Source organism: Comamonas odontotermitis, assembly GCF_020080045.1.
Lineage (GTDB): Bacteria > Pseudomonadota > Gammaproteobacteria > Burkholderiales > Burkholderiaceae_C > Comamonas > Comamonas odontotermitis.
Genome location: NZ_CP083451.1, coordinates 1502850 through 1529781, shown reverse-complemented (window position 1 = coordinate 1529781; position 26932 = coordinate 1502850). Strand labels below are relative to the sequence as shown.

At 63.3% G+C, this 26932-nt stretch carries 16 protein-coding genes; 6 read left to right on the top strand and 10 right to left on the bottom strand.

The window, feature by feature from the left end; genetic code table 11:
- Positions 1–187 precede the first annotated feature (187 nt).
- Positions 188–319, top strand: coding sequence for a transcription initiation factor TFIID subunit D10 (locus LAD35_RS07160; protein ID WP_224152014.1), 132 nt, complete (start codon positions 188–190; stop codon positions 317–319).
- A 104-nt stretch (positions 320–423) separates the two neighbouring features.
- On the opposite strand, the gene LAD35_RS07155 is transcribed toward LAD35_RS07160, so the two are convergent.
- Positions 424–1467: a DMT family transporter gene (locus LAD35_RS07155; protein WP_224152013.1), complete on the bottom strand. Its 1044-nt coding sequence runs from the start codon at positions 1465–1467 to the stop codon at positions 424–426.
- A gap of 339 nt (positions 1468–1806) precedes the next feature.
- On the opposite strand from LAD35_RS07155, the gene LAD35_RS07150 reads away from it, so the two are divergent.
- From LAD35_RS07150 to LAD35_RS07140, 3 genes are all read left to right on the top strand, one after another.
- Positions 1807–2922, top strand: coding sequence for a chromate transporter (locus tag LAD35_RS07150; RefSeq protein ID WP_377780166.1), 1116 nt, complete (start codon positions 1807–1809; stop codon positions 2920–2922).
- A 142-nt stretch (positions 2923–3064) separates the two neighbouring features.
- Positions 3065–3262 carry a hemin uptake protein HemP gene (hemP, locus tag LAD35_RS07145; RefSeq protein WP_224152011.1) on the top strand — a complete coding sequence of 66 codons (198 nt, stop codon included), beginning with the start codon at positions 3065–3067 and terminating at the stop codon, positions 3260–3262.
- 263 nt (positions 3263–3525) lie between these two features.
- Complete coding sequence (locus LAD35_RS07140; RefSeq protein ID WP_224152010.1) at positions 3526–5106, top strand: tannase/feruloyl esterase family alpha/beta hydrolase; 1581 nt, start codon at positions 3526–3528, stop codon at positions 5104–5106.
- Positions 5107–5245: 139 nt separating this feature from the next.
- Here the strand turns inward: LAD35_RS07140 and LAD35_RS07135 are convergent, their stop codons facing one another.
- The 9 genes from LAD35_RS07135 to ettA form a co-directional block, all read right to left on the bottom strand.
- A complete protein-coding gene (locus LAD35_RS07135) occupies positions 5246–5653 on the bottom strand; it encodes a heme-binding protein (RefSeq protein ID WP_224152009.1) in 408 nt (135 codons plus the stop codon).
- A gap of 187 nt (positions 5654–5840) precedes the next feature.
- Positions 5841–7361 (bottom strand): 23S rRNA (uracil(1939)-C(5))-methyltransferase RlmD, encoded by a 1521-nt coding sequence (gene rlmD, locus LAD35_RS07130; RefSeq protein ID WP_224152008.1) that lies wholly within the window; start codon positions 7359–7361, stop codon positions 5841–5843.
- 230 nt (positions 7362–7591) lie between these two features.
- Positions 7592–7921, bottom strand: a complete 330-nt coding sequence (locus LAD35_RS07125; protein WP_224152007.1) for a hypothetical protein — start codon at positions 7919–7921, stop codon at positions 7592–7594.
- Between the two features lie 531 nt (positions 7922–8452).
- Positions 8453–10717 (bottom strand): exodeoxyribonuclease V subunit alpha, encoded by a 2265-nt coding sequence (recD, locus tag LAD35_RS07120; protein ID WP_224152006.1) that lies wholly within the window; start codon positions 10715–10717, stop codon positions 8453–8455.
- Between the two features lie 11 nt (positions 10718–10728).
- The gene (gene recB, locus LAD35_RS07115; RefSeq protein WP_224152005.1) at positions 10729–14652 is read right to left on the bottom strand and encodes an exodeoxyribonuclease V subunit beta; all 3924 of its coding nucleotides are present in this window, start codon (positions 14650–14652) and stop codon (positions 10729–10731) included.
- Entirely contained in the window at positions 14649–18299 is a 3651-nt protein-coding gene (recC, locus tag LAD35_RS07110) for an exodeoxyribonuclease V subunit gamma (RefSeq protein ID WP_224152004.1), read from the bottom strand. Before recC ends, recB begins: the two co-directional genes overlap by 4 nt.
- 196 nt (positions 18300–18495) lie before the next feature.
- Positions 18496–19518 (bottom strand): Bug family tripartite tricarboxylate transporter substrate binding protein, encoded by a 1023-nt coding sequence (locus LAD35_RS07105; RefSeq protein ID WP_224152003.1) that lies wholly within the window; start codon positions 19516–19518, stop codon positions 18496–18498.
- A gap of 511 nt (positions 19519–20029) precedes the next feature.
- Entirely contained in the window at positions 20030–21970 is a 1941-nt protein-coding gene (locus LAD35_RS07100) for a DUF1631 family protein (RefSeq protein WP_224152002.1), read from the bottom strand.
- Between the two features lie 63 nt (positions 21971–22033).
- Positions 22034–23695 (bottom strand): energy-dependent translational throttle protein EttA, encoded by a 1662-nt coding sequence (ettA, locus tag LAD35_RS07095; protein ID WP_224152001.1) that lies wholly within the window; start codon positions 23693–23695, stop codon positions 22034–22036.
- A gap of 254 nt (positions 23696–23949) precedes the next feature.
- Between ettA and LAD35_RS07090 the strand changes: the two genes are divergently transcribed.
- Positions 23950–25722 (top strand): DEAD/DEAH box helicase, encoded by a 1773-nt coding sequence (locus LAD35_RS07090; RefSeq protein WP_224152000.1) that lies wholly within the window; start codon positions 23950–23952, stop codon positions 25720–25722.
- Between the two features lie 85 nt (positions 25723–25807).
- On the top strand, positions 25808–26899 hold the full coding sequence (locus LAD35_RS07085) for an endonuclease/exonuclease/phosphatase family protein (RefSeq protein ID WP_224151999.1): 1092 nt from the start codon (positions 25808–25810) through the stop codon (positions 26897–26899).
- The last annotated feature ends 33 nt before the right edge of the window (positions 26900–26932 follow it).

Below are 26932 nucleotides of genomic sequence, written 5' to 3'. Positions count from 1 at the left end.
GAGGCATCAATTGTTTCAACTTCGAACAGCTGTTCTGACCAGATGGCACTACGTCGGTGCGGCCCGGCGGACTACAGCTGCATGTCCGGGCAAGGCGTACTCTGAACTTGCAGTGTCCGCCAGCCCTCCATAGGGCGAAACAGCGCAGACGCTGCTCCATCCACCGCACGTTCATCAGGAGATCGACATGACCAACCAACAGCAGCCCAATCAGCATGACCAGAAGCCTGGTCAAAAACAGCAAGACCAATCGAATCCTCAGAAGCCCGGTCAACAGACCGATCAGCAGAAGCAGGACCAGCAGAAAAAGCAGATGTAGTTGCTTGCCCCATGGAGGAATACATGCCTGCAGGGCAGATACCGTGCGGGTTGCAGCCAGGTCGGGCCGCTTGCAACGGCTCAGCCTGCTCCACCCGCTTTGGCTCAATGCTGGTGTTGATGGTGTACATCCGGGAAATGCGCATGTCTGTGTGTCATTGGTTCGTGACGGTGCCAATGAACATGCTTTCCTGTCAAATTTGACCCGTCCTCGTGCGCATGCTGGTGGTGCTCATCATGTTCGTGCTCATGGCTGTGCTCCAGCAGCTCATGCGTGTGTTCATGCTCATGCGTTTCAGTCAAATGCAGCCAGACGCCAACCCCCATCAGAACGCCTGCAATCAAAAGCTGAGGTGAAGCAGTCTCGCCCAGAAATACGATAGCGAGAATTGCACCAAAGAACGGCGCAATGGAAAAATAGGCGCCAGTCCGCGCTGTGCCGAGATTGCGCAATGCAATGACAAAGAGTACAAGGCTGCTGCCATAGCTGAGAAAACCGATGACGGCACCTATGGCAATGATGGGGAATGATGGCAAGTGAGCACCTGTTACCAGTGCAAGCACCAGGTTGGTTGCCCCTGCAGCCAGGCCCTTGACCATGGCAATGAAGGACGCATCAGCAATAGAGACCTTGCGTGTGAGATTGTTATCAATCGCCCAGCAAAGGCACGCACCCATCACAGAAAGCGATGGCCAGAGCGCTGCCGCGCTCTTTTGATTGGGCCAACTGAGAACAATAGCGCCAGCCACAATGGCAAGCGTTCCAAGGGCAATTCGGCGGTCAAAGTTTTCTTTGAAGACGAACCAGGCCAGGACTGCTGTCAGTACGCCTTCGGCATTCAATAACAGCGAGGCGTCGGAGGCAGCCATTCCAGTAAGACCGGTCATTAGCAAAAGTGGGCCCACCATGCCACCTGCGATGACAGCCCCGCCCAGCCATCCGATCTCATTGCTCTTGAGCTCAACAGGACAAGCGTGAGTCACCAGCCTGTAAATCAGCAAGCCAATTCCTGAACCCAAATAAAGGATGCCTGCCAGCAGCCATGGGCTGGCGTGTTCCAGCAGCAGCTTGACGGCAGGTGTTCCCGCACCGAAGAGAACTGCGGCGCCCAGTGCAGCGAGCACACCCCGATTTGTCAGAGCATTCATGGCTTCCTTCCAGTTGGTTTTCGGTCAGGACTTGGACGATGTCACCATATGTCGCAGCCAATTACTTGCTCGTATAGCGGTGCCGGATCACCGGTTGAGCCTGAGAGCATTATTCTCTTCGCAAAGTCCACTGTTTAAAGGTAGAATTTTCGCAGTTGGGGATTTGAGCAGTCTCCCCGCCACCAAGGACAGCCTCTGTCCCAAGTGCTGCTCCTAATTTCGGGCTATATGCCCGGGTAGGAGCGTATCTTGACATCCCCCACCCCCTCCCTCACCCCATCCACACCTGAAACGGTCGCAAGCCCAACACCTTATACGTTGTGGCAGCTCACCCTCTACATGCTGGGCCTTGGCACCTGGGGTTTCGGTGGCCCAGTCGCGCTTGTGGGCTACATGTATCGCGACCTGGTAGAGCGACGCCAATGGTTCACTGAGTCCGATTACAAAGAAGGACTCGCACTTGCACAGTTGATGCCTGGGCCACTAGCTGCTCAGTTGGCAATCTATCTTGGATTTGTTCAATATCGCCTGCTTGGAGCTTCTCTCGTCGGCCTTGCCTTTGTGCTGCCTTCGTTTGTCATGGTCGTGGCGCTTGGTGTTACCTACAGAACGTACGGAGGTCTCACATGGATGCAAGCCGTTTTCTATGGCGTTGGGGCATGCGTGATAGGCATCATCAGCATCAGCGCGTACAAGCTCACAACCAAGAACATCGGCAAAGACAAGCTTCTATGGCTTATATGTGCCACAAGTGCATGCGTTACCTTTGTCACCCAGTCCGAGGAACTGTGGCTTTTCATCGGCTCCGGGGTTCTCGTTTGGTTGCTGCGTGCGCCTCCGGCCTGGATCTCCAAACGCACCCTGCATGTATCGGCGGCACCAGTGATTGGGTTCTTTGCATTGAGCAATGTTGACTTGGAAAAAATTGCTCAAATTGGGCGCTATTTTGCCTATGCCGGGACATTCGTTTTCGGTAGTGGTTTAGCCATCGTTCCGTTCCTGTACTCGGGCGTCGTCAAAGAGTACGCATGGTTGACCGACCACCAGTTCGTGGACGCTGTCGCAGTGGCAATGATTACGCCAGGGCCGGTTGTCATCACTACAGGATTTATTGGCTTTCTAGTGTCCGGCTTTTGGGGCGCCGTGGTTGCAGCGATTGCCACATTTCTGCCATGCTTCTTGCTTACCGTGATTCCAGCTCCCTACTTCAAAAAATACGGCAAAGTGCCTGCTCTTGTGGCATTTGTGGACGGTGTTACCGCTGCAGCTATCGGAGCAATCATTGGGGCCGTCATTGTCATTGGGCAGCGCTCAATTGGTGACTGGGTCACCGCATGTCTGGCTGTAGGGACTGCGGTATTGCTCTTGCGATTTAAAAAGCTGCCTGAGCCTGTCGTTGTACTTGCCGCTGCGCTACTGGGGCTGGCCGTTTATCCCTTGATGCATACGACCTGATGTGCTTTGGATCAGCCCGTGAGCCAGGGATTGCTGTGGCGGCTTTTTCTGACGTTCCGTATGGTTATTCGAAAGATCCCCTGGACTTTGGAAATAAGAATCGTTATCATTTGATCAAGTTTTGAATCAACAAGCGATTGCCATGCAAACCAGCGCACCTCTTGCCCTTCCAACGACTGCTCCGCTCAGCACTGCCAGCACGGCCCAGCCCGTGTGCCCTGCAGGTACCCTGGAGAGCAGCGAATTGCTGCAAGGCGCCAAAGCCGTTTCCATTCTGCACAATGGCGCCATCTACCGCTTGCAGGCCACCAAGCTGGGCAAGCTCATTCTGACGAAATAGGTTTCATCGTGGGGCGACTCTAGGAGGCCAACACACCCTCCAAAGGTCGTATTTGCCAGCCAGAGGCTTGCCACGTAGCCAGGCACTTTTTTTCCCCACCGTCACAGACTCACAACGGCCGCCATTGCGGCCGTTGTGCTTTTGGTGATCCCTCTTCTGCCATACGGCACGCACGGTAGAGCTTGCGACACTTGATGCAGGTCATCCAACGGCATCTGCCCCTTCGGCCTCTGTTACGCTACGCACAGATCGGAGAGACAACCATGAGCGAAGAACTCCTGCCCCGCGCCCTGCCCCTGAGTGAACTGTTGCTTGCGGCGGGGTTGGTCCTGCAAGGCTGTGGTGGCGGGGGCAGCGGTTCTCCGGCGCCCACCCCGCCGACTGCCGAGCAGTTGAAGGCGACCTGCCTGAGCCTTGCCGGTCAGGTCATTGAAGGGGTGACCATCACCAAAACCACGCGCCATGAAGCGAACGCGGCTGTTTCCTCGCCCGGCTTCTGCCAGGTATTGGGAACGCGTGCGCCCTATCTCGACATCGAAATCGATGTACCGGATCACTGGACCGGGCGCTATTGGCAGCAAGGGGGTGGCGGCTTCGATGGCCAGATCCCCTCCGCAGTCACGACTGACGCAGGTGGCGCCATCACGGCGCTCAGTGCCATCGTGGCGAACAAGGGCGCGGTGTACGCCGCCTCCAATGGCGGAAACCGCGCAAACGTGGCTGCGCAGGCGGCGCCCGGCATCTGGGCGAGTACCAGTCCGGAGGGCCGCCAATCGGCCACCGACTATGCATACGCGGCATTGGGTACAACGGTCCACTTCGGGAAGGCAGTGACGAAGGCCTTCTTCGGCAAGGCACCAAGCCACAGTTACTTCAATGGCTGCTCCAATGGCGGGCGCAATGCGTATATCGCCGCACAGCGCTGGCCCCAGGAGTTTGACGGCATCGTGTCCGGCTGCGAAACCATGGACATGGCCGGGCAGACCAGTGCGTGGTTGCAGGAAGCTGCTGCCAAGGGAACGCCAGCCGCGCTGAGTGCGGCGCAGATCAATGCGGCCCATGGTGCCGCCGTAGCTGCCTGCGATGGGCTGGATGGTGTGGCAGACGAGGTGATTGCCAACCCCATGGCCTGCAGGTTTGACCCCGCAGCGCTTCAGTGCGGCGCAGCAGGGGCGAGCCCCGACCCGGCCATTTGCCTGAGCGCGCCGCAGGTGGCAACGATGAAGTCCTACTTTACCGATCTGAAACTGCAGAACGGCACCAGCCTGCTCTCGGGTTACTGGTGGTCCAGCGGACTGGGCCAAGGCTGGGAGCTGCTCGGCGGCGGCTTTGCGCTGCTGGCCAGCGGCGATGCGGTCTGGCTCACGCCTGCCAGGCAATCGACTTTCCAACTGGAGACGGACTACCCGATTTTGAAGACCGGCCTGTCACAGATTGGCGCTGACCACGACAAAGCGGCCATTGCCGGCTTTGTGGCATCGGGCAGAAAGCTTATCTCCTGGCATGGCGGCAGCGATGGACTGCTCTCGCCGGCCGACCACTACCGCAACTGGACAGCCATGGCTGGCATTGCACAGTCCAAGGGCCTGGCTGACCCGGGGACGGCAACACGTTTTTTCATTGTGCCGGGCGCCACCCACGGAGTGGGCCAGAGCCTGTGGGAGGTGGATTGGGCCAGCGCCATCATGGATTGGGTAGAAAAAGGTGCAGCGCCCCAGCAGCTTATCTATACCGCCACCAGCGGCACAACAACCCGCAGCAAGCCGGTCTGCCGGCATCCCCTCTACCCTCGGTACAACGGCTCGGGCGATGTGAACCAGGCATCGAGCTATACCTGCAGCTGACCCGCCGGAGGCGGTGGTTGCAAGCCGCCATGTATCAGGAAGCAGTCCGGGCAGTTTGCCGTAGCGCTCCTGCATGAAAAAAGCGGCCTCGCGGCCGCCTTGCGCATAGAGATTGCTCTCCTGCCAGTGAAGCTGGTGATTACAGGCCGATGCCAGCAATACCGGCCTTGGCGATCTGCGCGTCTTCGTTGGACTTGACGCCGCTCACGCCCACAGCACCCAGGCATTCGCCATCCTTCATGACCGGCAGGCCGCCTTCGAGCATGCCGTCGATCACGGGAGCGCTCAGGAATGCGGTACGGCCACCGTTGATCATGTCTTCGTAGCCCTTGGTGTCGCGGCGGCCCAGCGCAGCGGTGCGCGCCTTGGCCTGGCAGATGTGGGCAGACACGGGGGCTGCGCCGTCGCGGCGGATCATGCCCAGCAGGTTGCCGCCATCGTCCACCACGGCAATGCTGACAACCCAGTTGTTCTTGGCCGCTTCGGCCTCGGCAGCGTTCAGGATGGCCTTGACGTCGGCCAGTTCCAGCACGGGTTTGGTTTTCATGGTGTCTCTCCTCAATCGAATCGGTTCAACTCAGTTCAGATGGAAAGGATGTGTCCAAAGCCACTTTCCCGGGCAGGAGGGGACTTTGCGCACATTCCTCGTTCCACAAGCATAACCGGCTATGAACAGATGGAATCCGTCGCCGTCATCACATCATTTGTGCCTGAAAAGGTGGTAATCCACCTTGTCAGGCATCCATGAGGTTGTTTTCGCTCTCTGCAGCCAGCGCGGCCAGGTCTGCCTCTGCGTCTGTCTTGACGGAGGGCGGGTGGCCGTCCCATTCGAAGACGGCCATGCTCTCGACGTGGGCCGTATGCGGGAACATGTTGACCACGCCCGCTGCCACGCAACGGTAACCGCCCTGGTGCACCAGCAGCCCCGCATCACGCGCGAGCGTGGCCGGGTTGCAGCTGACATAGACAATGCGGCGGGGCGGCGTCCATTCCTTGGCAGATGTGGGCAGCACAGGCGCATCGGGCACCTGGTGACGCGCCTTGTGGATGTCCGCCAGTGCCTTGGAGAGAGCAAACGCGCCTTCGCGTGGCGGATCAACCAGCCATTTGTCAGCCTGGCCATCGGCCACCAGCATCTCGGGCGTCATCTCGAACAGGTTGCGCGCTACAAAGCTAGTAGCAGCAAGCGCCTGACCAGCTGGCCTTGCAGCATTGTTGGCCGCGTAGTTCTCATGCGAGCGCTGTACCAGCGTGTCCGATCCCTCGATACCGAGCACTTCGCGCGCCATGGTGGCAATCGGCAGCGTGAAGTTGCCCAGGCCGCAGAACCAGTCGATCACACGCTCGGTCTTCTTCGCATCCAAGAGGCGCAGCGCGCGGGTGACCAGCACGCGGTTGATGTGCGGGTTGACCTGGGTGAAGTCGGTCGGCTTGAAAGGCATGGTGATGCCGAAATCGGGCAGACCGTACGACAGCTGCGTGCCGCCCTCGTCCATCAGGCGCACGGTGTCCGGCCCCTTGGGCTGCAACCACCATTGCACGTTGTGGGCAGCGGCAAAATCGCGCAGGCGCTGCTGGTCGGCATCGGACAGCGGCTCCAGGTGGCGCAGCACCAGCGCGGTCACCTCATCGCCGCAGGCCACCTCAATCTGCGGGCAGGTCTCGCGCGCATCCATGCTGGCGATCAGCTCGCGCATGGGCATCAGCAGAGCATCGACATGGGGCGGCAGCACCTTGCAGGTTTCCATGTCGGCGATGTAGCGGCTCTTGCGCTCATGAAAGCCCACCAGCACCTTGCCCTTCTTGGCCACATAGCGCACCGACAGGCGCGCCCGGAAGCGGTAGCCCCAGCTCGGGCCTTCGATGGGGCGCATCACGGTCTCGGGCACCACCTTGCCCAGGTGCCAGAGGTTGTCCTCCAGCACCCGCTGCTTGATGGCGATCTGCCCGCTTACGTGCATGTGCTGCATCTTGCAGCCGCCGCAGGCGCCGGCATGCAGGCCAAAGTGGGGGCAGCCGGGGCGCACGCGCTGCGAGGATTCACGGTGGATCTGCAGCAGATCGGCCTGCTCCCAGTTGTTTTTCTTGCGGCGGGTCTTGGCACTGACCCATTCGGTAGGCAAGGCACCGTCGACAAACACGACCTTGCCGTCGGCGCGGCGCGCCACGCCTTGGGCGTCCATGTCCATGGAGGTGATGCACAGGGCATCTGCAGGAAATTGCGCAGCTTCGCTGGCGGCAATGCCGGCTGCCATTTCGGCGGCTGTCGGGGGTGGGGTGGGATGTGTTGGTGGGGTCTGCGCTTCACTCATCCCGCTATTTTCGCAGGCCGGGCAATGGCCCAAAGCAAACCTCTGGCAATTTCAGCCGGAATGGGCAGGCGCAGCGCGCAAAAGGCGGGCCCGGCGCTACTCCCCAAAAAACAAAAGCCAGCACGAAGCTGGCTTTGCAGGCAGGCAAGCTGCCTATGACTCTACGACCCGGATCACTGGGCGGTGATCATGCTGCCCAGATTCAACTGATCGGTGACCATATTGGCGTTGGTGGACTTGAACCCCTTGCCCTTTTGCAGCTCGTTCACCTCGGTCACGCAAATGCTGTTGTTGGGCGAAAACACCACCTGGCTGCCGGCAGGCAGCTGGCTTTGCGTCTGGTGCAGTTGCTTGGACATGTCCACCGGCGGCTCTACGCTGCGGTACACCACTTCACTCTTGGCGTTGTAGACGGTGTAGCACGCTGCGTGCGACCATGCAGAAGCCGTCAGCGCCAAAAGCGCCACCACACTCGATCGAAAACTCTCGCTGTTGTTCATCATTGCAATCCTCCGCAATTTTGTTGTATTGATAGCTAGAAGTTACCAAAATTTCGCAGCGCGCGCACCTCTGCCTATGCGCAATTTGCGGCAGAAACCAACACAAAAACAAACACTTACACAAAACTGGGGTCTGGCAAAGAATTCATCCACATTCTTATTGATAATTATTCTCATTCAGTGTTATAGTTCACCCATCGCCGCTGCAGACGGCGCAAACGCTCCCTCAAAAAGCGCTTGTGCCAACGCAACAGTGATTGTTTCATCGTGGGGCGACACTCGGGGCCTGTTCAGCTTCGGGGTCGTTTTAGCCAGCCAACGACTTGTCGGGTAGCCACGCATTTTTTTCGATGAAACGATTTCGCCCCTGAGTGCCTTGTCGCTCAGCCTGTCGCACCCTGCCCATCCGGCATGGGCTGGCTTCCGCTTTCCATTGCGCCGCAGTCTGCACTGTCGGCGCTTTTTGCTTTTTCAGTCGCTGCGCAAGGCGCACGGGGCTCTGCCCGCGCCACCTGCCAGCCTTTGTGCATCACATCACAGCTCGCCCTGCCGCAGACCGCTGGCGCGTTTGACCTGCAGGTGGCTCGCCTGCTCCAGCACCGCAAAGCTGCTGGTGCCGCCTGCCACCACCGTCAGCCAGTTCTTGGCGCGGGTGATGCCGGTGTAGACGAGTTCGCGCGTCATGATGGGCGAGAGCTGCGGCGGCAACACCACGGCGGCGTGGTCGAACTCCGAGCCCTGCGATTTGTGGATGGTCATTGCGTACACCGTCTCCACCGCCTGCAGGCGGCTGGGCAGCACCCAGCGCAGGCCTTCACCGGTGGCAAATACCACGCGCAGGCCGCGCGCCGGGTTTGCAGACGTATGGGCCTCTTGCGCCCGACCAGCATGCGCCATCAGCTCCTGATTGTGTAGCGGAACTTCGACCGTGATGCCGATGTCGCCATTCATCAGCTTCAGGCTGTAGTCGTTGCGCGTGACCAGTACCGGCCGGCCGGCATACCAGCCGCTGCTGTGCGCAATCAGGTCGCGATGGGCCAGCAGCTGGGCAATGCGCTCGTTCATGCCCTCCACTCCCCAGGGCCCACTGCGCAGCGCGCACAGCACCTGAAAGCGGCTGTGCGCGGCCAACAGGGCGTGGGCCCACTCATCCAGCGCGGCCTGGCCTCCTTCTTGGGGCATGGCGCGCAGCAGTTGCAGGTAATGGCCATAGCCTACCGGGCCGCCCTGCTGCTTTTGCACGCTTTCAGGAAAGCGCTTGCCGCCGCCATCAATCACCAGCTGCGCCAGCGATGAGTGGGTGATGTCCGGCACCGGGTAGGCGGCCACATCGGGGTACTGCTCCTTGAGCAGGCCCTTGATGGCCTTGCCGTTGCCTGCGTTGACTTCGCGCGCCAGCCTACCAATGCCGCTTTGGGCATGAAAGCGGTGGCTTACGCGCAGCATCACCACCTCCTGGTCGAGCGGTTTGCCCGCAATGTCCTGCAGTTGCGCGGGCACTTGCTGACCAGTCACCTGCTGCAGCCAGTGCGCAGTCTCGTGCCAGTACAGGCCGCGCTCCGATTGCGCACACAGCTCGCCCAGCACGGCTCCCGCCTCCACCGATGCGAGCTGGTCTTTGTCGCCCAGCAGCACCAGGCGCGCATCGCGCGGCAGCGCGGTCAGCACGGCGGCCATCATTTCCAGATCGACCATCGACGCCTCGTCGATCACCAGCACATCGAGCGCCAGCGGGTTCTGCGCATTGTGGCGAAAGTGGCGGCTCTCGGGCCGGCTGCCCAGCAGGCGGTGCAGGGTCTGCGCTTCGGCGGGAATGAGCTGCTTCAGGCTGCGCGACTCGCCGTTCATCACCACCGGCGGCGTCTCGGGCATTTCAGCGTCAGAAATGCGGCCCAGCGCCTGCACGATGGATTCAGTCAGCCGCGCGGCGGCTTTGCCCGTGGGCGCGGCGAGGCAGATGCGCAACGGACGCGCAGGCTTGCCGCTGGCCGCATCGGGCTGCAAGGCCATGTGCTGCAGCAGCGCCAGCAGCTTGACGACGGTGGTCGTCTTGCCGGTGCCCGGGCCGCCGGTGATGATGGCAAAGGCGCTGGTGGCGGCCAGCGCGCAGGCCATTTTCTGCCAGTCAGGGCCCTCGGCATCTGCGCTCTGCGGGGCAAACAGCACATCGAGCGCCTCGCGCAGCGCGGCATCCTGCGCGGGCGTGCGCGCAGCGCGCAGGATGCCGCTGGCATCGATGCGCTGGCCGACGGCGCGCGCCACGTCCTGCTCGTGCTGCCAGTAGCGGCGAAGGTACAGGCGGTCGCCCTGCAGCACCAGCGGCGTGCCGCCCTGCGTGGCCTTGCCTTCGCCCGCCACCAGTGCGCTGGCCAACAGCGCGCCCTGCCATTGGGGCAGGCTCACGTTCGCCAGCAGTTCGCTGGGCAATGGCAGGGGCGTAGCCTCCACCGCGCCGCTGCCCTGGTCAGCCGCATCGGGCGGCAGCGACAGGACAAAACGGCTGCCGGCCAGGGTGGCGCGCAAGTCCAGGCAGACGTGGCCACGCCCCAGCTGGTGGCTGGCCAGCGCGGCGGCCAGCAGCACCAGCGGCGATGCAGAAGGGTCCAGCTCGTGCAGAAAGAGCACCAGCGCCTCATCCAGGCTGCGCAGCCAGCCGTGCGCCGTCCAGCGCTGCACCGTGTGCAGCAGGGTGGCCGTGGCGCTGTCGGCGGCCACCTTCGCAGCAGGCCGCGCCTGCGCCTCCTGGCGGTGCTCCTGGCCAGGGGTGTTCACAGTCAGATCTTGTTCTTCTCGTGTCATTGCATTCTTCATCACGGCGCCGCCCACAGGGCATCGAGCGCATCCATCAGCGCGCGCGGCGGCTTGTCGGCATACATGCCGGCGCCCGCAGCATCCACGCCCCGCAGAAACCAGTACACCACGCCACCCACATCGCGCTCGTAATCGTAACCAGGCAGGCGCAGCTGCAACAGGCGGTGCAGCGCATAGGTGTAGATCACATACTGCACATCGTAACGGTGCTGGAGCACTGCAGCCTGCATGGCAGCAGGTGTATAGGCCGTGCTGTCCGTGCCCAGCCAGTTCGATTTGTAGTCGAGCACGTAGTAGCGACCGCCGTGCTCCAGCACCAGGTCCATGTAGCCCTTGAGCATGCCATGGAGCCGGTTGTAAGCGAGCGCAGGCCGGGGCTGGCCGGGCGCAATGTGCTGCTGCACCAGCGCATCGAGCTGGGCAGACGATGCCTGGCCCACCACGGGCAGCCAGAATTCCATCTCGACCTGCCACTGCGCCAGTTGGGCCAGCGAAGGCCCGGCTTCACCCTGCAGCACCAGCGGCGCCTGCAACCATTGGCGCACGATGCCCTGCAGCGGCTCGGCCCAGTCGGCCCAGCCACGCACCTTGCAGCGGTGGGCAATGAGGCTGTCGAGTTGCGCAGGCTGCGCCAGTACGGTGCCAAAGCCTTCCTGCGCGCACCATTCCAGCATGCCGTGCAGAAAATTACCGGCATCCGGCCCCTTGGGGAAGGCGTGCAGGCTGCCGGGCTCGGCAGCGGCTGGACGCACGGGCAGCGTAGCGCCTGGCGTATCGGGGGCCACGTCCTGCAGCTCCAGGTACTGGTCTTCCTGGGCCGTTTCGGGCTCTGGCACCCGTCCATCCTGCGCCAAGGCATCAAAATCAATAGCATCCACTGGCTGCGGGGCCAGGCCTGCCACGTCGCCAACAGGGCCAACCGCTCCAACAGGGCCGAGCTTGTCGGTCAGCGCCGAGAAACTGGCGATCCACCAGTGTTCGTCGTAGCGACGCTGCGGTTGGCGCGGCGCATGCAGTGCGGGGGCCGGCGGCGGTGTGTAGCGCACAGCGTCCGGGCTGGTTGCTGGTGGCAGCGGCTGCACGGCCATGCCTGTGCAGCCTTGGGCAAACGCCTGCAAGGTGGCACCCAGCGTCGCATCCGGCAGCTTGTTGCCGCCCGCCAGCAGGTAGCCGACGGCGCTTTTCTCCAGCGTACCGGCCTTGCTGCTGCCCTTGGCGATGGGCGCAATGCCCAGCCACAGCGCGTACTGCGCGCGCGTGAGCGCCACGTACAGCAGGCGCATGTCTTCGCTGAGGCGTTCGTCGTTGTGGCCCGCCACGGCGGGCGCGTGCCTGTTGCTCAGCTCCACCACCAGGGCGCCCGTGGCCGCGTCGTGAAACTGGGCATAGCCCCGGCTCTTGCCATCGAAATCGCGCCAGCTGCTGATGAATGGCAGCAGCACCAGCGGGTACTCCAGGCCTTTGGATTTGTGGATAGTGACGATCTTGATCAGATCGGCATCGCTTTCCAGGTGCAGGATTTCCTCGTCGCCCTCGGGCCGCGCCATCTGCTCGGCCAGGGCGCGCATCAGCGCCTGCTCGCCATCGACGGCGGCCGAGGTGCGCTGCAGCCATTCGGCCAGGTGCAGCACATTGGTGAGGCGGCGCTCGCCTCCGGCCTGCGACAGCCAGCGCGCGGGCAGGTCAAAATCGAGCAGCCACTGGCGCAGCATGGGCAGCACGCCCTTTTTCTGCCACAGCTGCTGCAGCGCGCGCATGCGCAGGGCCAGTTGCTCCCAGTGTTGTTCGTCGTGGTTGAGCCGGTCCAGCGCCTGCCACGACCAGCCCATGGCGGCGGTGGCGAGGGCCGCGCGCAGCAGGCCGTCATCAGACGGCGCATGCACCGCGCGCAGCCAGCGCAGCATGTCGGCGGCTTCTGCAGTCTGGAAGACCGAATCGCGGTCGGACAGGTAGACGCTGGCCAAGCCGCGCAGCGCGAGCTGATCGCGCACCAGCTCAGCCTCGGCACGGCCGCGCACCAGCACGGCGATATCGGCCGGGCGCAGCGCCCGCTGCAGGGCATCGGGGCCGGTGCCAAACCCGGCCTGTCCGCGTTGCGCGGCATTGAGCCATTCGGTGATCTGCGCAGCCGCAGACGCTGCCATGCGGCGGCGGTACTGGCCTTCGGGCACGCCGGTGCGTGAGGATGCGGCACTGGCGGCGGCATCCTCTGCACCGCCTGCCCCCTCCGCGCCTTCGCCATCCGCTTCCCGCTCCGGTGCCAGCACGGTCCACAGCGTCATGGCGGGCTGGGTGGCTCCTTCCAGAAACAAGCCATCCCTGCGGCCATTGGCGCCCACGGGTACAAACGGTACCGGGTTGGCTGCGCCCTGGCGAAAGCGGAATGCACCGCTGTCATGCCCCTCGGCATGGGCAAAGCAGTGGTTGACGGCGTCGACCACCGCCGTGGTGGAGCGGTAGTTGGTGCCCAGCGAATAGTGGCGCCCGGCCGTTGCCGCACGGGCGCGCAGGTAGGTGTAGATATCTGCACCACGAAACGCATAGATCGCCTGCTTGGGGTCGCCAATCATGAAAAAACCCAGAGCGGCGTCGTTGGCGTCGATGGCATACACCCGCTCGAAGATGCGGTACTGCAGCGGGTCGGTGTCCTGAAACTCATCGATCATCGCCACCGGAAACTGCGCGCGGATGCGTGCTGCCAGCGCCTCGCCTCCTTCGGCCTGCAAGGCGGCGTCCAGGCGTTGCAGCAGGTCGTCAAAACCCAGCTCGGCTCGGCGCTGCTTTTCGGCGTTCAGCGCACGCCTGACGTGGCCCAGCGCATGGCGCAGCAAAAGCGGCTTGATCTGCGCTGCGGCTGGCAAGGCTTCGCCGTCGGCAGCCAGCCAGTCGTCCAGCGCTGCCAGCGCGGTGTGCGTGGGTACATTGGCGCCCTTTTTCAGGCGAATGCCCGACTGGCTGAAGGCGCGGATCTTTGCGGGTGCATCGGCCCCTTCGCTCCATGCGGCCATGCCGGCCATCCAGCCGTCGAACACGCCCTCTTCGTCTTTCTTGGGGTAGGTGGTGCCATTGAAGTGCGGCAGCAGCGTGGCAAAGAGTTGCTCCAGATCGGCGCGGTGGGCACGCCAGGCATCACGAGCGACTGCCTGCAGCTGCTCGCAGCGCTCGGTCTGCTCGGCAGCCTGGTTCAGGAGCGCCGCAACATCCACCTCCGCAGATGCTGGCAGCGCCTGGCCCTCGAACTGCCACTCGGCCTCCTGCCGCGCCAGCATGCCTTGCAGCGCATCTTGCAGCGCCGCGGGGGAAGCCACCACGGTCTGCAGGCTGCGCAACGCGCTGGCAGGCAGGCCGTAGAACTGGGTGCGCCAGTAATCCTGCACGACCTGGGTGAGCAGCTCGGTCTGGTCGGTCACCAGTTGCTGCTGGAACAGGCTGCCGCTGTCAAAGGCATGTTCGCGCAGCATGCGGTAGCACCAGCTGTGGATGGTGGAGACGGCGGCCTCGTCCATCCAGTTGGCGGCTTCACGCAAGCGGCGGGCGCAGCCGGGCCATTGGGCGTCGGGGTAGTCTGCACGCAGCGCCAGCAGCAAGGGATCGACCGCATCCAGCCCGATGGTGTCTGCCGGGTTGCGGCCAAACAACTCAGCTGCCTCGGCCAGGCGCTGGCGAATGCGGTCGCGCAGCTCCTGGGTCGCAGCGTCGGTGAAGGTGACCACCAGGATTTCTGGCGGCACCAGCGGGCGGCCATAGGCATTGCCTGCGCCATGCTGCAGCACCAGCCGCAGGTAGAGGGCCGCAATGGTGTAGGTTTTGCCCGTGCCCGCGCTCGCCTCGATCAGGCGGCTGCCCCACAGCGGAAACTGCAGGGGGTGCAGCGCCTGCACCGCGTCTGCCAGGCCTTGCGGCACGCTGCCCTGCCCGCTCATGGCGCGCCTCCCGTATCTGCCTCGCCACGGGCGATGCGACCCAGCGCTGCGGGGTCGTGGCTGCTGATGAGGCGCACGCATTCCAGCATCGGGCCATACAGCTGCGCCGCCAGTTGCGCAAATCGGCCATCGGCCTGCAGGTGGTCAAAATCGGGGTAGCTGCGCGCCAGCTCGGGCAGGCGCTGCACCTCTCCGGTGCCACGGTAGGCGTCGTCATATACGCTGGCAACCTGCTGCGCCTGCATGCCCTGCGCAGCGGCAATGCCGGTGCGTGCGGCCAGCGGCAGCGGCTCGCGCATGCCTTCAGCCCACAGCGCCAGCAGGGCGTGCCAGTGCATCCGGGCCTGCGCGCCGGGCAGCGGCGGCAATACGGCAATGCCCGATTCGCTGCACACCACGCTCACCAGCGGCCGCCCGGCTACGTGCCAGGCCAGGTGCTCCACCCAGTGGCGTAGCAGGCGGTCATGCCGCACTTCCTTGCCTGAATGCAGCCGCCCGGCGGAGAGCGTGATGCGCGCGCATTGCTCGGGGCGTGTGAGGTCTGGCCGGGGCAGGTCGGCCTCGGCCACGCCCGCTGCCGCGCGCAGGCCGCGCAGCCAGTCTGCCACGTCGATACCGGCATCGGCATCGCTGCTGCGCAGCTCCCAGGCTTCGCCCATTCGCTGCGGCCAGATGCGCAGTGCCTGGGCGTAATGCAGCAGGCCGCGCTGGGCCGCCTGGGTGGCAGGCTGCACCGCACATTCGGCAAAACCTTGCAGCGGCAGCATGCCTTCGCGCTGCAGGCGGGCTGCTGACAGTGCCAGCTGCGCTGCCAGATCGCCCGGCAGACTCTGGCCCTGCAGGGCCTGGGCGTCCTGCGACTCCAGCCAGGGCTGCACATCCGCCAGCAGGCGGGCCTGCAACTGCCAGGCCTGCAGGCCATCGGGGGTGAACATTTCGTCGTCCTGGCTGGTCAGGTCTTCCTCGGCAAAGTAGACGCGCAGGCGCTGGCGGAAGAAGGCCTGCACGGGTTGCAGGGCAAAGTCCTGCAGCATGCGCAATCCCACTGCGGTATCGCGCTCCTCCATCGGCAGCAGACCTGCGCCTGCCTCTTGATATTCATCAAGAATTGCAGGCGCATGCACGCCGTGCCATTCCTGCGCATAGGTGAACAGGCTGCCCGTGGGGTTGCCGCCTGCCATAGGCTGCGCGAAGTAACGCGGGCTGAAGGCCTGCAGCGGGTGTTCCAGCGTGATGGCGGCAAGCATGCGTGCGCGCTCCGCGTCGGTGGGCGGCTGGCTGCCGTCCGGCGCCTCGCCACCCCCCGCCAGTCGCCAGCCTTGTGAAAGATGGTCGCGCAACTGGCCAACCAGCACCGAGGCAGGCCGCACGGTGCTGTCGCGGATGCTGCGCCCCACCCAGCTGATGTAGAGCTGCTCGCGCGCCGAGAGCACGGCTTCCAGCAGCAGGTAGCGGTCGTCGTCGCGGCGCGAGCGGTCGCCCGGCCGGTATTCCTGGCGCATCAGGTCAAAATCGAGTACGGAGACGGGGCGCGGGTAGGCGCCGTCGTTCATGCCCAGCAGGCACACGAGCTTGAACGGGATCGCCCGCATCGGCATCAGCGAGCAGAAGCTCACCGAGCCCGCCATGAAGCGCTGGTTGAGGCTGCCAGCATCCATGCCCGCCAGCCACACCTCGCGCAGCACCGACAGCGGCACCGCGTCTGCAAACTCCGCGACCTTGCACTGGGTGAGCCATTTGTCCAGCCCCTGCAGCAGCTGATCGCGCAGCAGGCTTTCGCGCTCCTGGCGGGGTGCCAGCAGCAGCTCCAGCACGGTGCGGGCGCGCTCCACCCATTCCTCAGGCGACACCGGCTCGGCCAGCAGGGTGCAGGATTGCTCCAGCGCGCGCAGCAGCGCGGCCAGCCCGCCCAGCGCCACGGCATCGAGGCCGCCAATTTCGTCGTACGGCTCGATGTCTGCCAGCGCCTCGCCCTGCCCCACGGCAAAACCCAGCAGCATGCGGCGCAGGCCAAAGCGCCAGCTGTTGGTTTCTCCGGCCTGTGCAAGGCCGATGCGCGCGCGCTGCGCGCCATCCAGCCCCCAGCGCACGCCCGCGCCTTCGATCCAGCGGTGCAGCAGCGGCACATCGCTTTCACCAATGCCAAAGCGCTGGCGCACGGCGTCCACCGCCAGCAGATCCAGAATTTCGCTGACGGCAAAGCGGCTCTCCGGCATGGCCAGCACATGCTCCAGCGCCACCAGCAGCGGCGCGCGGCCGCGCTGGCCCTGGTCTGCCACGGTGTAGGGGATGTAGCGCGGGTCGTCGCGGCCGATGCGGCCAAACACGGCCTCGATATGCGGCGCGTAGTCGTTGATGTCCGGCACCATCACGATGATGTCGCGCGGCGCAAGCGCGGGGTCGGCATCCATGCGCGCCAGCAGCTGGTCGTGCAGGGCTTCCACCTCGCGCTGCGGGCTGAAAGCCGTCGCAAAGCGGATGGTGCCGTCCTGCACAGGCGAGAACACCGGCCAGCGCGCGCGGCTTTCTGCGAGCGGTCGCAGGTCCAGAATGTCGTCCTGCAACTGGGCCAGCATGTGGCGAGGTTCATCGTCGCTGAACAGGTCGATGCGGCCACCGTTGATGGGTGCCAGTTGCGCTGCGCATTGGCGCGAGTCATCAAACTCGTCGATCAGATGGATGTAATCGCGCCCCTGCTTGCCCCAGGCTGCCAACAGGGGGTGGGCATGCTGGTGCAGTTCGTCATCGCTCAGCACATGGGCCATGCTGCGCTTGCGGGCCTGGCGGCGGTACTGGTGGCGCAGCAGGTCCTTGTCGGCCACGATGTCCGACCAATGGTGGCGGCACGGGTTGTGCACGCACAGCAGCACCTGGCAGGTAGAAGAAATGGCAGCCAGTGCCTGCAAGGTCTGGGCAGGCATGGACGAGATACCGAACACCACAATGCGGCGCGGCAACCCCAGGGGTGTGGTGTGCGGTGCCTGCCAGAAGCCCAGAAACTGCTGGTGCACGGCAGCGCGGCTGGTCTGCATGCCTGCAGTGCCTACGTCGCCCAGCAGGCTGCGCCACAGCGCGGCCTGCCAGCGCTGGTCTGCCGCGAGTGGTGCCTCGCCGCCTCTGGCCGTGCGCAGCACATCGCGGCCCTGCGCCCAGTCTTCGAGCCAGTCTGCACGGTAGACCTGGTACTGGTCGAACAAATCGGCAATGCGCTCGGCCAGCTGGTAGCGCTTGCGCTGGTCGCCATCATCCTGCAGAAAGCGGCGCAGCGCGGCAAAGGTGTCCTGCTGCAGCAACTGAGGCAGCAGGTGCATCAGCCGCCAGGTCAGCGGTTGCTTGTCGAGCGGCGAAATCTCGGGCACCTGGTGCTTGCCCAGCACGGTGCGGTAGGCGCGCCACAGAAACTGCGCGGGCAGCTGCACATCGACGGCAGCCGTCACCCCACAGCCGCCTTGCGCCACGGGCTGCGCCAGCGACAGCTTGAGCCACTGCGCGATGCCATTGCTCTGCACCAGAATGGTTTCGCTCTCCAGCGGCGCGAGCGGGTAGCGCCGCATCCAGGCCACCACCAGATCGCGCAGGGCTTCGGGGTGGTTGCTGTGGATCACCATCAGACCGGGGGTGATGGCTGGCGATACGGGGGCGTTCATCGATGGCGGATCAGTCCTGCAGGGCGGAAAACATGGCACGCCACACCACCCAGGGGTTGGCTATAAAAAAATAATAGCTGTCCGCGCGTGTCATTGCTTGATTTCAGAATTTAAACACCATGAAATCCAACACCAACAAGCGCTGACAGCTCTCGTTTTGATAGATTGCGGTGGCCGCTACGCGCGGCATGCCCCATCAATCCACCGTGGCACCCGAGGATTTGACCACAGGCGCCCAGCTGGCCACTTCCGATTTGATGAAAACGCCGAACTGCTCGGGGGTGTTCTTTTCCGACACGGCGCCCAGCTTGGCATAGGCTTCCTTTACCTCGGGCTTGTCAAAGGCCTTGTTCATGGCGGCATTGAGCTTGTTGACCACCTCGGGCGGCGTACCTGCAGGGGCGATCAGGCCGAACCACGAAGATACATCAAACGGTTTGATACCGCTTTCTTCCATGGTGGGCAGGTCAGGCGCCGTGGGCGAGCGCTTGCTGGTGGTAACCGCCAACGCCTTGAGTTTGCCGTTCATCACATGCGGCCACGACGAGGGCATGTTGTCGAACATGAATTGCACCTGGCCAGCCATCAGGTCGGTGAGCGCGGGGGCGCTGCCCTTGTAGGGAATGTGCTGGGTCTTGAGGCCGGTGCGCAGCTTGAACAGTTCACCCGCCATGTGGATGGAGGTGCCGCTGCCGGAAGAAGCGTAGGACACCTTGTCCGGGTTGGCCTTGGCGTAGGCGATCAGCTCCTGCACGTTCTTGACGGGCACGCTGGGGTTGACCACCAGCACATTGGGCACCTTGGCGCCCAGGGCGACCGGCGCAAAGTCCTTGACGAGGTCAAAACGCACCTTGGGGTACAGCGTCTGGTTGATGGCGCTGGTCACCGCGACAAACAGCAAGGTGTAGCCATCGGGCTCAGCGCGCGCCACCTGTTCGGTGGCGATGTTGCTGCCCGCACCGGGCTTGTTGTCGATCACGAACGACTGGCCGAGCTCGGCCGTCAGTTCCTTGGCCATGATGCGGGCCACCACATCGGTGGTGCCGCCGGCAGAAAAGCCGACCACCACGCGCACGGGGCGCTCCGGGTATTTTTTGACGTCGGCTGCCTGCGCGGCCAAAGGCACCAGGGCGCTGGCACCCAGCAGTGCAGCGGCCAGAACGGTACGGCGCGATGCGGCATTGCCCAGGCCCTGGGCGCGGCGAGAAATATGGCTCATGTTTGTCCCCTTGAGAGCCTGCCGCTGAGCACGGCAGACCGGTTTGTTTGCCAGGGATCCCCTGCAGAACCCTCGCCAGATGGGCTGAACGTGGATCGGGACTCGCCGCAAAGCGTCTTTTGAAGCCAATAACCATCGTTATCGACGAAAAGACAATGCAGCGGGTCGCCCGAGACCACGCTCAGACCACGGCAGGGATTTTTGCAGAGGCTCACCGGGTGTGGCGCTGCATGCACAGCGGCAGGATCGTTGCCCGCAGCCGCACATGACGGCAGGTGGCGCCGGTCGTAATTGCCCGGAAACCACCAATGGCCGCCATTGTGCCATGGGCCATCCAGCGGAACCGGGGCCTTGGCGTGCAGCCATGCATGCATGGATGGGCAGGCGAGCAGTCACCGGTCGCGAACCCGGTTGTCAAAGGCCTTGCCCCACGCCTGCATGCCGCCCCGGCGTAACGACGCACCGGCGCTGCGGCGCAAGGCGGTTCCAGCCTCAGTGTGAAGGAGCCGGATCAGGTGGCGCGAACGGCTCGCTCCTGCTCAAGCTTTTCAAGCATGCGCCGGGTAATGGACTGGTTGGCGCCATTGCTGGCCGTGAACAGGAACATCGTCGCCTGCGGGTTGGACCAGCTCAGCTCCTTGGCAACCCATTCACCACGGCTGAGGAACTCCAGGCGCACCCCTTTTTGCACCTTGCGACCACATATGTGCAGGCCTGCTGCACCCGAAGCGGCTGGGGCCGCCGGAGCTGCTTGCGCCACCGAAACAGGCGCGGCAGCGGGTGCCTGCGCCACGGCAGCGGGTGCCTGCGGTGAGCCGCTGACCACCTCTGCTACCTCGGCCACCTCATCCTCCTGCACGACCTGCAACTCCACAATGGCACTGGGTGCCATATGGGCCACCGCAGTCAGTACAGGTGCAATCCGCTCCGGCATCCAGCCAATGCCGGTCAGCCCCGATTTCAGACGGGTCAGCAAGGACGGGATCAGCATGTCCGTTTCGATGCGTACCCCGGCTCCGGCGTGGGCATCAGCCAATGCCAGCACCTCGGGCACCACCTGGCGGTAGGCGCGGAAGCTCGACGAATCCATGCCCGCGCGTTGTGCTGTCTGGTACAGCACCCGGGGCCAGGCATTGGTGAGCACCGCCAGTACCGCCGGATCAACGTCAATGCTGCGCACATGCACAGCCACCATGGCCATGACGTCCTGCTCCATGGCGTCAAGGCTGCCTGCGTGCGCCGGTTGCGCACTGCCTGCAGGCGTGGCGCGTGCTGATGGCTCTGCCAGCGGTGCGAGTGCAGATTCCAGGCCGACGCCATCCGATGCCGCCAGTTCGGATTCGGGATGGATGCTGATCAGCTCGGAGGCATCCCATTGGCTTTCCATGGGCATGCTGCTGGGCTCGCCGACAAGGCCAGCCCTGATGCTGACAGGCGTCTTGCGGGGTGCCACGGGTGCGGCAGCATTCAACCGCACCAGCGCCTGCGCAAAATCCGCGCTGGCTGGCAGCTTGAGCGCCGACAAGGTCTCGACCGTCTCCAAGACCACGCCCGGAAACTGCGGGTAAGACACGGTGCTGCCGCCCTCTTTCAATGTGGTGGCCTTGTCCACGATGGCCTGCACCAGCAGGCGCGCCGGGTGCGCTGCATCCGTCCAGAAGCCGGCATCGTGCTCCGACAGGCGCTCCAGCACGGGGATCAGCCGCTTGTAGGCACGCACGGCGCCCACCGGGCAATGCTCCGGTATCGCGAACAGCTTTTTCAATTTGCGCGCAAACGCCTTGGTATTGGCTTTATCCGCCTGGCGCTTTGCTTCGGCCTTGGAGAGCAGCTCGGCATAGCTGTTCATCGCCAAAGTCATGATGCGCCGGTAGCTGATCTGCAGGTGATCGGCCATCACGCCCACCATGTCGGCGAGGAAGAGCGAAGTCACTTCGATGGAGATGCCCTGGTCCTGCAGGCTCGCCTGCAGGCTGTCCAGGTACACCGTGTGGTGCAGCGGATTGCCATTGCGCCAGTAGCGGGTGATCTTGCGCAGCGGCTGGTACACACGCTCCAGTGCAGTCCTGCTTTCCTCGGTCTGCTGCAGCAGGCTGATCTGGGCACGGCCCCACTCGATCTGGGCCCGCAGCATCTCCGACTCCAGCACACCAGCAAAGGCCATGCCGTCCCCCCCCATCAACTGGTGGTAATCGGCCGTTTTTCCCTGTGCAATCAGAAAGGCCAGCTCGCGCAGCCGCCTGGCGTAACCTACCGGCAAGGTGTCTCGGCGGCGCTTGAGCTGCTCCATGGCATCTTGCAGAACCGGTTCCTGATGACTGTTGGCTGAATCCAACAACTTGGCCCGCAAAGAGGCCAGGGCGGCATTGCCCATGGCCTTCATCAAGGGCTCTGCCTCCTGCAAAGCCTGCTCCAGGCAGGTATCGAATACGGATGCTGCGCGCTGTTCCACGGTAATCACTCCCCCAAAGTAAAACGCCCGGCACTTGCGCGAAGCGGCGGGCGGTGGTTGGCTTTACTTCAGGGCTTTGTAGCGCATACGCTTTGGCGCCGCCCCTTCTTCACCCAACCGCTTCTTCTTATCAATTTCGTATTCTTGATAGTTTCCATCAAAAAATACCCATTGGCTATCCCCTTCTGCAGCAAGGATATGGGTAGCGATGCGATCAAGGAACCAACGGTCGTGGGAAATCACCAACACAGTACCTGCATATTCCAGCAAAGCGTCTTCCAGCGCACGCAGGGTTTCCACGTCCAGGTCATTGGACGGCTCGTCCAGCAGCAGCACGTTGCCCCCCTGGATCAAGGTCTTTGCCAGGTGCAGGCGGCCTCGTTCCCCGCCGGAGAGGTTGCCGACCTTTTTCTGCTGGTCCTGACCATTGAAGTTGAAACGCCCGGCATAGGCGCGCGAAGCCATCTGGAACTTGCCCACATTGATGATATCGAGGCCGCCGGAGATGTCTTCCCACACCGTCTTTTCATCGGAGAGGGCATCGCGGCTCTGTTCCACATAGGCCATCTTCACGGTCTGGCCGATGTCGACTTCACCGGAATCGGGCTGCTCCTTGCCTGCAATCAGCTTGAACAGGGTCGACTTGCCCGCACCATTGGGGCCGATGATGCCGACGATGGCACCAGCGGGAATGTTCATGCTCAGGTTGTCGATCAGCAGACGGTCGCCAAAGGCCTTGGAGACGTTCTTGAACTCGATCACGCGGCTGCCCAGGCGCTCGGCCACAGGAATGAAGATTTCCTGCGTCTCGTTGCGCTGCTGGTATTCGTAGTCGCTCAGCTCTTCGAAGCGGGCAATACGGGCCTTGGACTTGGCCTGGCGCCCCTTGGCGTTCTGGCGCACCCATTCCAGCTCTTTCTTCAGCGCCTTGGCACGGGCTTCCTCGCCCTTCTGTTCCTGCTCCAGACGGTTGCCCTTCTGCAAGAGCCAATCGGAATAATTGCCCTTGTAGGGAATGCCGTGGCCCCGATCCAGTTCCAGAATCCACTCGGCGGCGTTGTCGAGGAAGTAGCGGTCGTGGGTAATGGCCACGACGGTGCCGCTGAAGCGGTGCAGGAACTGCTCCAGCCAGTCGACGGATTCCGCATCCAAGTGGTTGGTGGGTTCGTCGAGCAGCAGCATGTCGGGTTTGGACAACAGCAGCTTGCACAGCGCGACGCGGCGCTTTTCACCACCGGAGAGCTTGCCAACGATGGCATCCCATGGCGGCAGGCGCAGCGCATCCGCTGCGATTTCGAGCTGGTGTTCCGAATCAGTGCCAGCAGCTGCAATGATGGCTTCGAGCTGGCCTTGCTCCGCAGCCAGCGCATCAAAATCGGCGTCTTCTTCGGCATAGGCGGCATACACCTCTTCCAGGCGCGCCTTGGCGTTGTTCACCTCGGCCATGGCTTCTTCCACGGCCTGGCGCACGGTGTGCTCGGGGTTGAGCTGTGGCTCCTGCGGCAGGTAGCCGATGGACAGGCCCTGCATGGGAATGGCCTCTCCTTCGAACTCCTTGTCCACGCCCGCCATGATCTTGAGCAGCGACGATTTGCCAGAGCCGTTCAGGCCCAGCACGCCGATCTTGGCACCGGGGAAGAAGCTGAGCGAAATGCCCTTCAGAATCTGTCGCTTCGGAGGAACCGTCTTGGTGACGTTGTTCATCGAAAAAACGTATTGAGCCATGTGTTGTTTTGGTAAATCAGTAAAAAAATATGCGATTTTTGGTCGCGGCCACCCCAGGATTATCGGTGCATGCGACAATACCCCCAGTCAAAGGCTCCAGTTGCCTAGGACTTCAGCGCTAATGCTGGGGACGACGGACATCAGTTCCAGGCTCCACTCTTTGAACCCATCTGCCTTTGACTGGCGGCAATAACTCCAAGAAATTGCTGAGACAAGGCTGATACCCAGCGTCCAGGTTGGACGCATCTGATCCAATGACATTTGAAGAACTGAATCTGGCACCAGCCATTGTGCAGGCTGTGCGCGAGCAGGGCTATGACGCCCCTACCCCCATCCAGGCCCAGGCCATTCCCGTGGTGCTCCAAGGTGGAGACCTGTTGGCCGGTGCACAGACCGGCACCGGCAAGACCGCAGCGTTCACGCTGCCCTTGCTGCACCGCCTCACCCAATCCGAAGGTAGCCGCAACAAATGGGGCGGCAAGGCCATCCGCGCGCTGATCCTGGCGCCCACCCGCGAGCTGGCAGCCCAGGTGGAAGAGAACGTGCGCCACTATGCAACGCATCTGGACATCCAATCCACCGTCATCTTTGGCGGCGTTGGCATGAAGCCACAGATCGACCGCATCAAAAAAGGTATCGACGTACTGGTGGCCACGCCTGGCCGTCTGCTGGATCTGCAGCAGCAAGGCTTTCTGGACCTGTCCACCGTGGAAATCCTGGTGCTGGACGAAGCCGACCGCATGCTGGACATGGGCTTCATCCACGATGTGAAGAAGGTGCTGGCCCTGGTGCCCAAGGACAAGCAGAGCCTGCTGTTCTCCGCCACCTTCAGCGACGAGATCCGCGAACTGGCCAATGGCCTGCTGAAGAACCCGCAGTCCATCCAGGTCACCCCGCGCAACACCACGGTGCAGCGCATCAAGCAGGTGATCCACCCTGTGGGCCGCGGCAAGAAAAAGCAGGTGCTGCTGCACATCATCCAGGAAAACAACTGGAGCCAGGTGCTGGTGTTCACGCGCACCAAGTTTGGCGCCAACAATGTGGCTGATTTTCTGACCAAGAATGGCGTCTCTGCCATGGCCCTGCACGGCAACAAGAGCCAAAGCGCACGCACCCAGGCCCTCGAAGGCTTCAAGACGGGTGATCTGCGCGCCCTGGTCGCGACTGACATTGCAGCACGCGGCATCGACATCGACGAGCTGCCCAACGTGGTGAACTACGAGATCCCCAATGTCTCGGAAGACTACGTGCACCGCATCGGCCGCACGGGCCGCGCCGGTCGCGAAGGCAATGCCGTGAGCCTGGTGTGCATGGATGAAGAAGGCTTCATGATGGACATCGAGCGCTTCACCAAGCAGGAAATCCCGGTGCAGGTGATCGACGGCTTTGGCCCTGAAGAAGGCGAAAAGGCCGAACCCATCGCCATGGGCCGGCAAACCATCTGGGGCGGTGCCGGCAAGCCACCAAGCCGTGATGTGATGCAAGCGGCTGCCAAGGCTGCGCGCCAGGAAATGATGGAGCGCATCCGCACGACCAAGTCGACCCGCGGCACGGGCACCGCAGGCAATGCCAATGGCGGCCAACGCAACGCCAAGCGCGGTGCGGCCCCTCGCGCAGAAGCCAACGGCGAATTCGAGCCCGCAGGCGCAGAGCAGCCTCGCCGCGACCAGCGCCCTCCACGCCGTGATGCCAACCGCCAGGGCCCGCGCGGCTCCGGAGAGGCACGTCGGCCAGGTGGCCAAGGTGCACAGCCGCGCCACCCACAGGGTGCCAATCCGCGCCACAGCGGCCCGCGCGCTCCACGCCAGGATGAGCGCCAGCCCCGCGCCGATGCCCATCTGGGTACCCAGTTTGGTGGCACCGTGGATGGCCGCGATCACCGCCGCAGCGGCGCTGCGCAACCCGACCCCATGCGCACCAGCGTAGACAGCATGGCCGAACGCGGCCGTCGTGGCGGCTTTGGCGGCGGCAATCGCAATGGCGGCAATGGTGGGCGAGGAAATCGTAACCATTCGTTTTCAAGATAAGCATTTGCATGGTGAACAAATCTTCTTTTCGTTGATCTAGTCACCAGATTCCGCTACGGTAGGGCCGCATCAGAAAGAGATTTCCATGCGGCCCTTTGTTTCACCTGTACCTCTTGACACCCTCACGGTTGCGACCTGCAACACCCTGAATCTGGCGCTTGCCGAGCGCATGTTCTACCCCAACCAGGACGCCTACACGCGCAACCAGTACGAACGCAAGGTGCAGTGGCTGGGCAATCGCTTCCAGACGCTCAACGCCGACATCCTGGCCGTGCAGGAGGTCTGGGATGCCGCCGCGCTGCAGGAGGCCCTCAAGATCAGTGGCCTGCATTACCCCTTTGTGAGCGTGCCGGGCGCAGAGAACACCGATGGACAGCCTGGCGCCAGCGGTACACCCCGCGTGGGCATTGCCACGAGGCTCAAGGTGCTGGCCTGCCGCTCCTTTCCAGATTTCCCGGCAGGCCTTGGCCAGCCGATTCCGGGTCTGGGCATGCACGACAAATTCGAGCGCCCGCCGCTGGTGGCCACCTTGCAGATGAAGCACGGCCAGGTGGTGTCGGTGCTCACATGCCACCTCAAATCCAAGCGCCCCAAATTCCTGCAGGACGAAGCAGGCAATCCGCTCGAAGACCGCGACAACCCCAAGATTGCGGCACTCGCCTCGCTACGCTCGCTCATCATGCGCGGGGTGGAAGCCCTGGCCCTGCGCTGCCTCGTGATCGATCTGCTGCGCCATACGCGCATGCCCCTGGTGGTGATGGGCGACTTCAATGACACGCCCGACAGCGTCACCACGCAGCTGATTGCGGCCACATCCGAGGTCGCCTATGACCGGGGAGCACGCGACCGCGCCCTGTTCAATGCCTACGATCTGCTTGGTGATGCGGCCCTCAAGAAGGATGTCGCCTATTCGCACATCCACCAGGGCGCACCTGCCGTGCTCGACCAGATTCTGGTGAGCGAGGAGTTTGACCCGGGCAGCAAGCATTCCATTGGCGATGTGCGCCGGGTGGACTATTTCAACGACCACCTGCATGAAGGCCGCGACCGCACACGCTCCGATCACGGGTTTGTCCGCGCCCTGCTGCGCCTGCGCATCCCGGACAAGGAACAGGCAGCCAGCCCACCCGGCTCGGCCGGAGCCCCGCCGGTCGCTGGTACATTCGAAGGGTCTTGACTCCCGGCTGCAACCACAGCAGCAGTCGGCTTT

Bases quoted from the DNA above. Each gene is read 5' to 3' on its own strand.
- LAD35_RS07160 (WP_224152014.1), top strand. From the start codon at position 188: ATGACCAACCAACAGCAGCCCAATCAGCATGACCAGAAGCCTGGTCAA.
- LAD35_RS07155 (WP_224152013.1), bottom strand. From the start codon at position 1,467: ATGAATGCTCTGACAAATCGGGGTGTGCTCGCTGCACTGGGCGCCGCA.
- LAD35_RS07150 (WP_377780166.1), top strand. From the start codon at position 1,807: ATGCTGGGCCTTGGCACCTGGGGTTTCGGTGGCCCAGTCGCGCTTGTG.
- hemP (WP_224152011.1), top strand. From the start codon at position 3,065: ATGCAAACCAGCGCACCTCTTGCCCTTCCAACGACTGCTCCGCTCAGC.
- LAD35_RS07140 (WP_224152010.1), top strand. From the start codon at position 3,526: ATGAGCGAAGAACTCCTGCCCCGCGCCCTGCCCCTGAGTGAACTGTTG.
- LAD35_RS07135 (WP_224152009.1), bottom strand. From the start codon at position 5,653: ATGAAAACCAAACCCGTGCTGGAACTGGCCGACGTCAAGGCCATCCTG.
- rlmD (WP_224152008.1), bottom strand. From the start codon at position 7,361: ATGGCAGCCGGCATTGCCGCCAGCGAAGCTGCGCAATTTCCTGCAGAT.
- LAD35_RS07125 (WP_224152007.1), bottom strand. From the start codon at position 7,921: ATGATGAACAACAGCGAGAGTTTTCGATCGAGTGTGGTGGCGCTTTTG.
- recD (WP_224152006.1), bottom strand. From the start codon at position 10,717: ATGACACGAGAAGAACAAGATCTGACTGTGAACACCCCTGGCCAGGAG.
- recB (WP_224152005.1), bottom strand. From the start codon at position 14,652: ATGAGCGGGCAGGGCAGCGTGCCGCAAGGCCTGGCAGACGCGGTGCAG.
- recC (WP_224152004.1), bottom strand. From the start codon at position 18,299: ATGAACGCCCCCGTATCGCCAGCCATCACCCCCGGTCTGATGGTGATC.
- LAD35_RS07105 (WP_224152003.1), bottom strand. From the start codon at position 19,518: ATGAGCCATATTTCTCGCCGCGCCCAGGGCCTGGGCAATGCCGCATCG.
- ettA (WP_224152001.1), bottom strand. From the start codon at position 23,695: ATGGCTCAATACGTTTTTTCGATGAACAACGTCACCAAGACGGTTCCT.
- LAD35_RS07090 (WP_224152000.1), top strand. From the start codon at position 23,950: ATGACATTTGAAGAACTGAATCTGGCACCAGCCATTGTGCAGGCTGTG.
- LAD35_RS07085 (WP_224151999.1), top strand. From the start codon at position 25,808: ATGCGGCCCTTTGTTTCACCTGTACCTCTTGACACCCTCACGGTTGCG.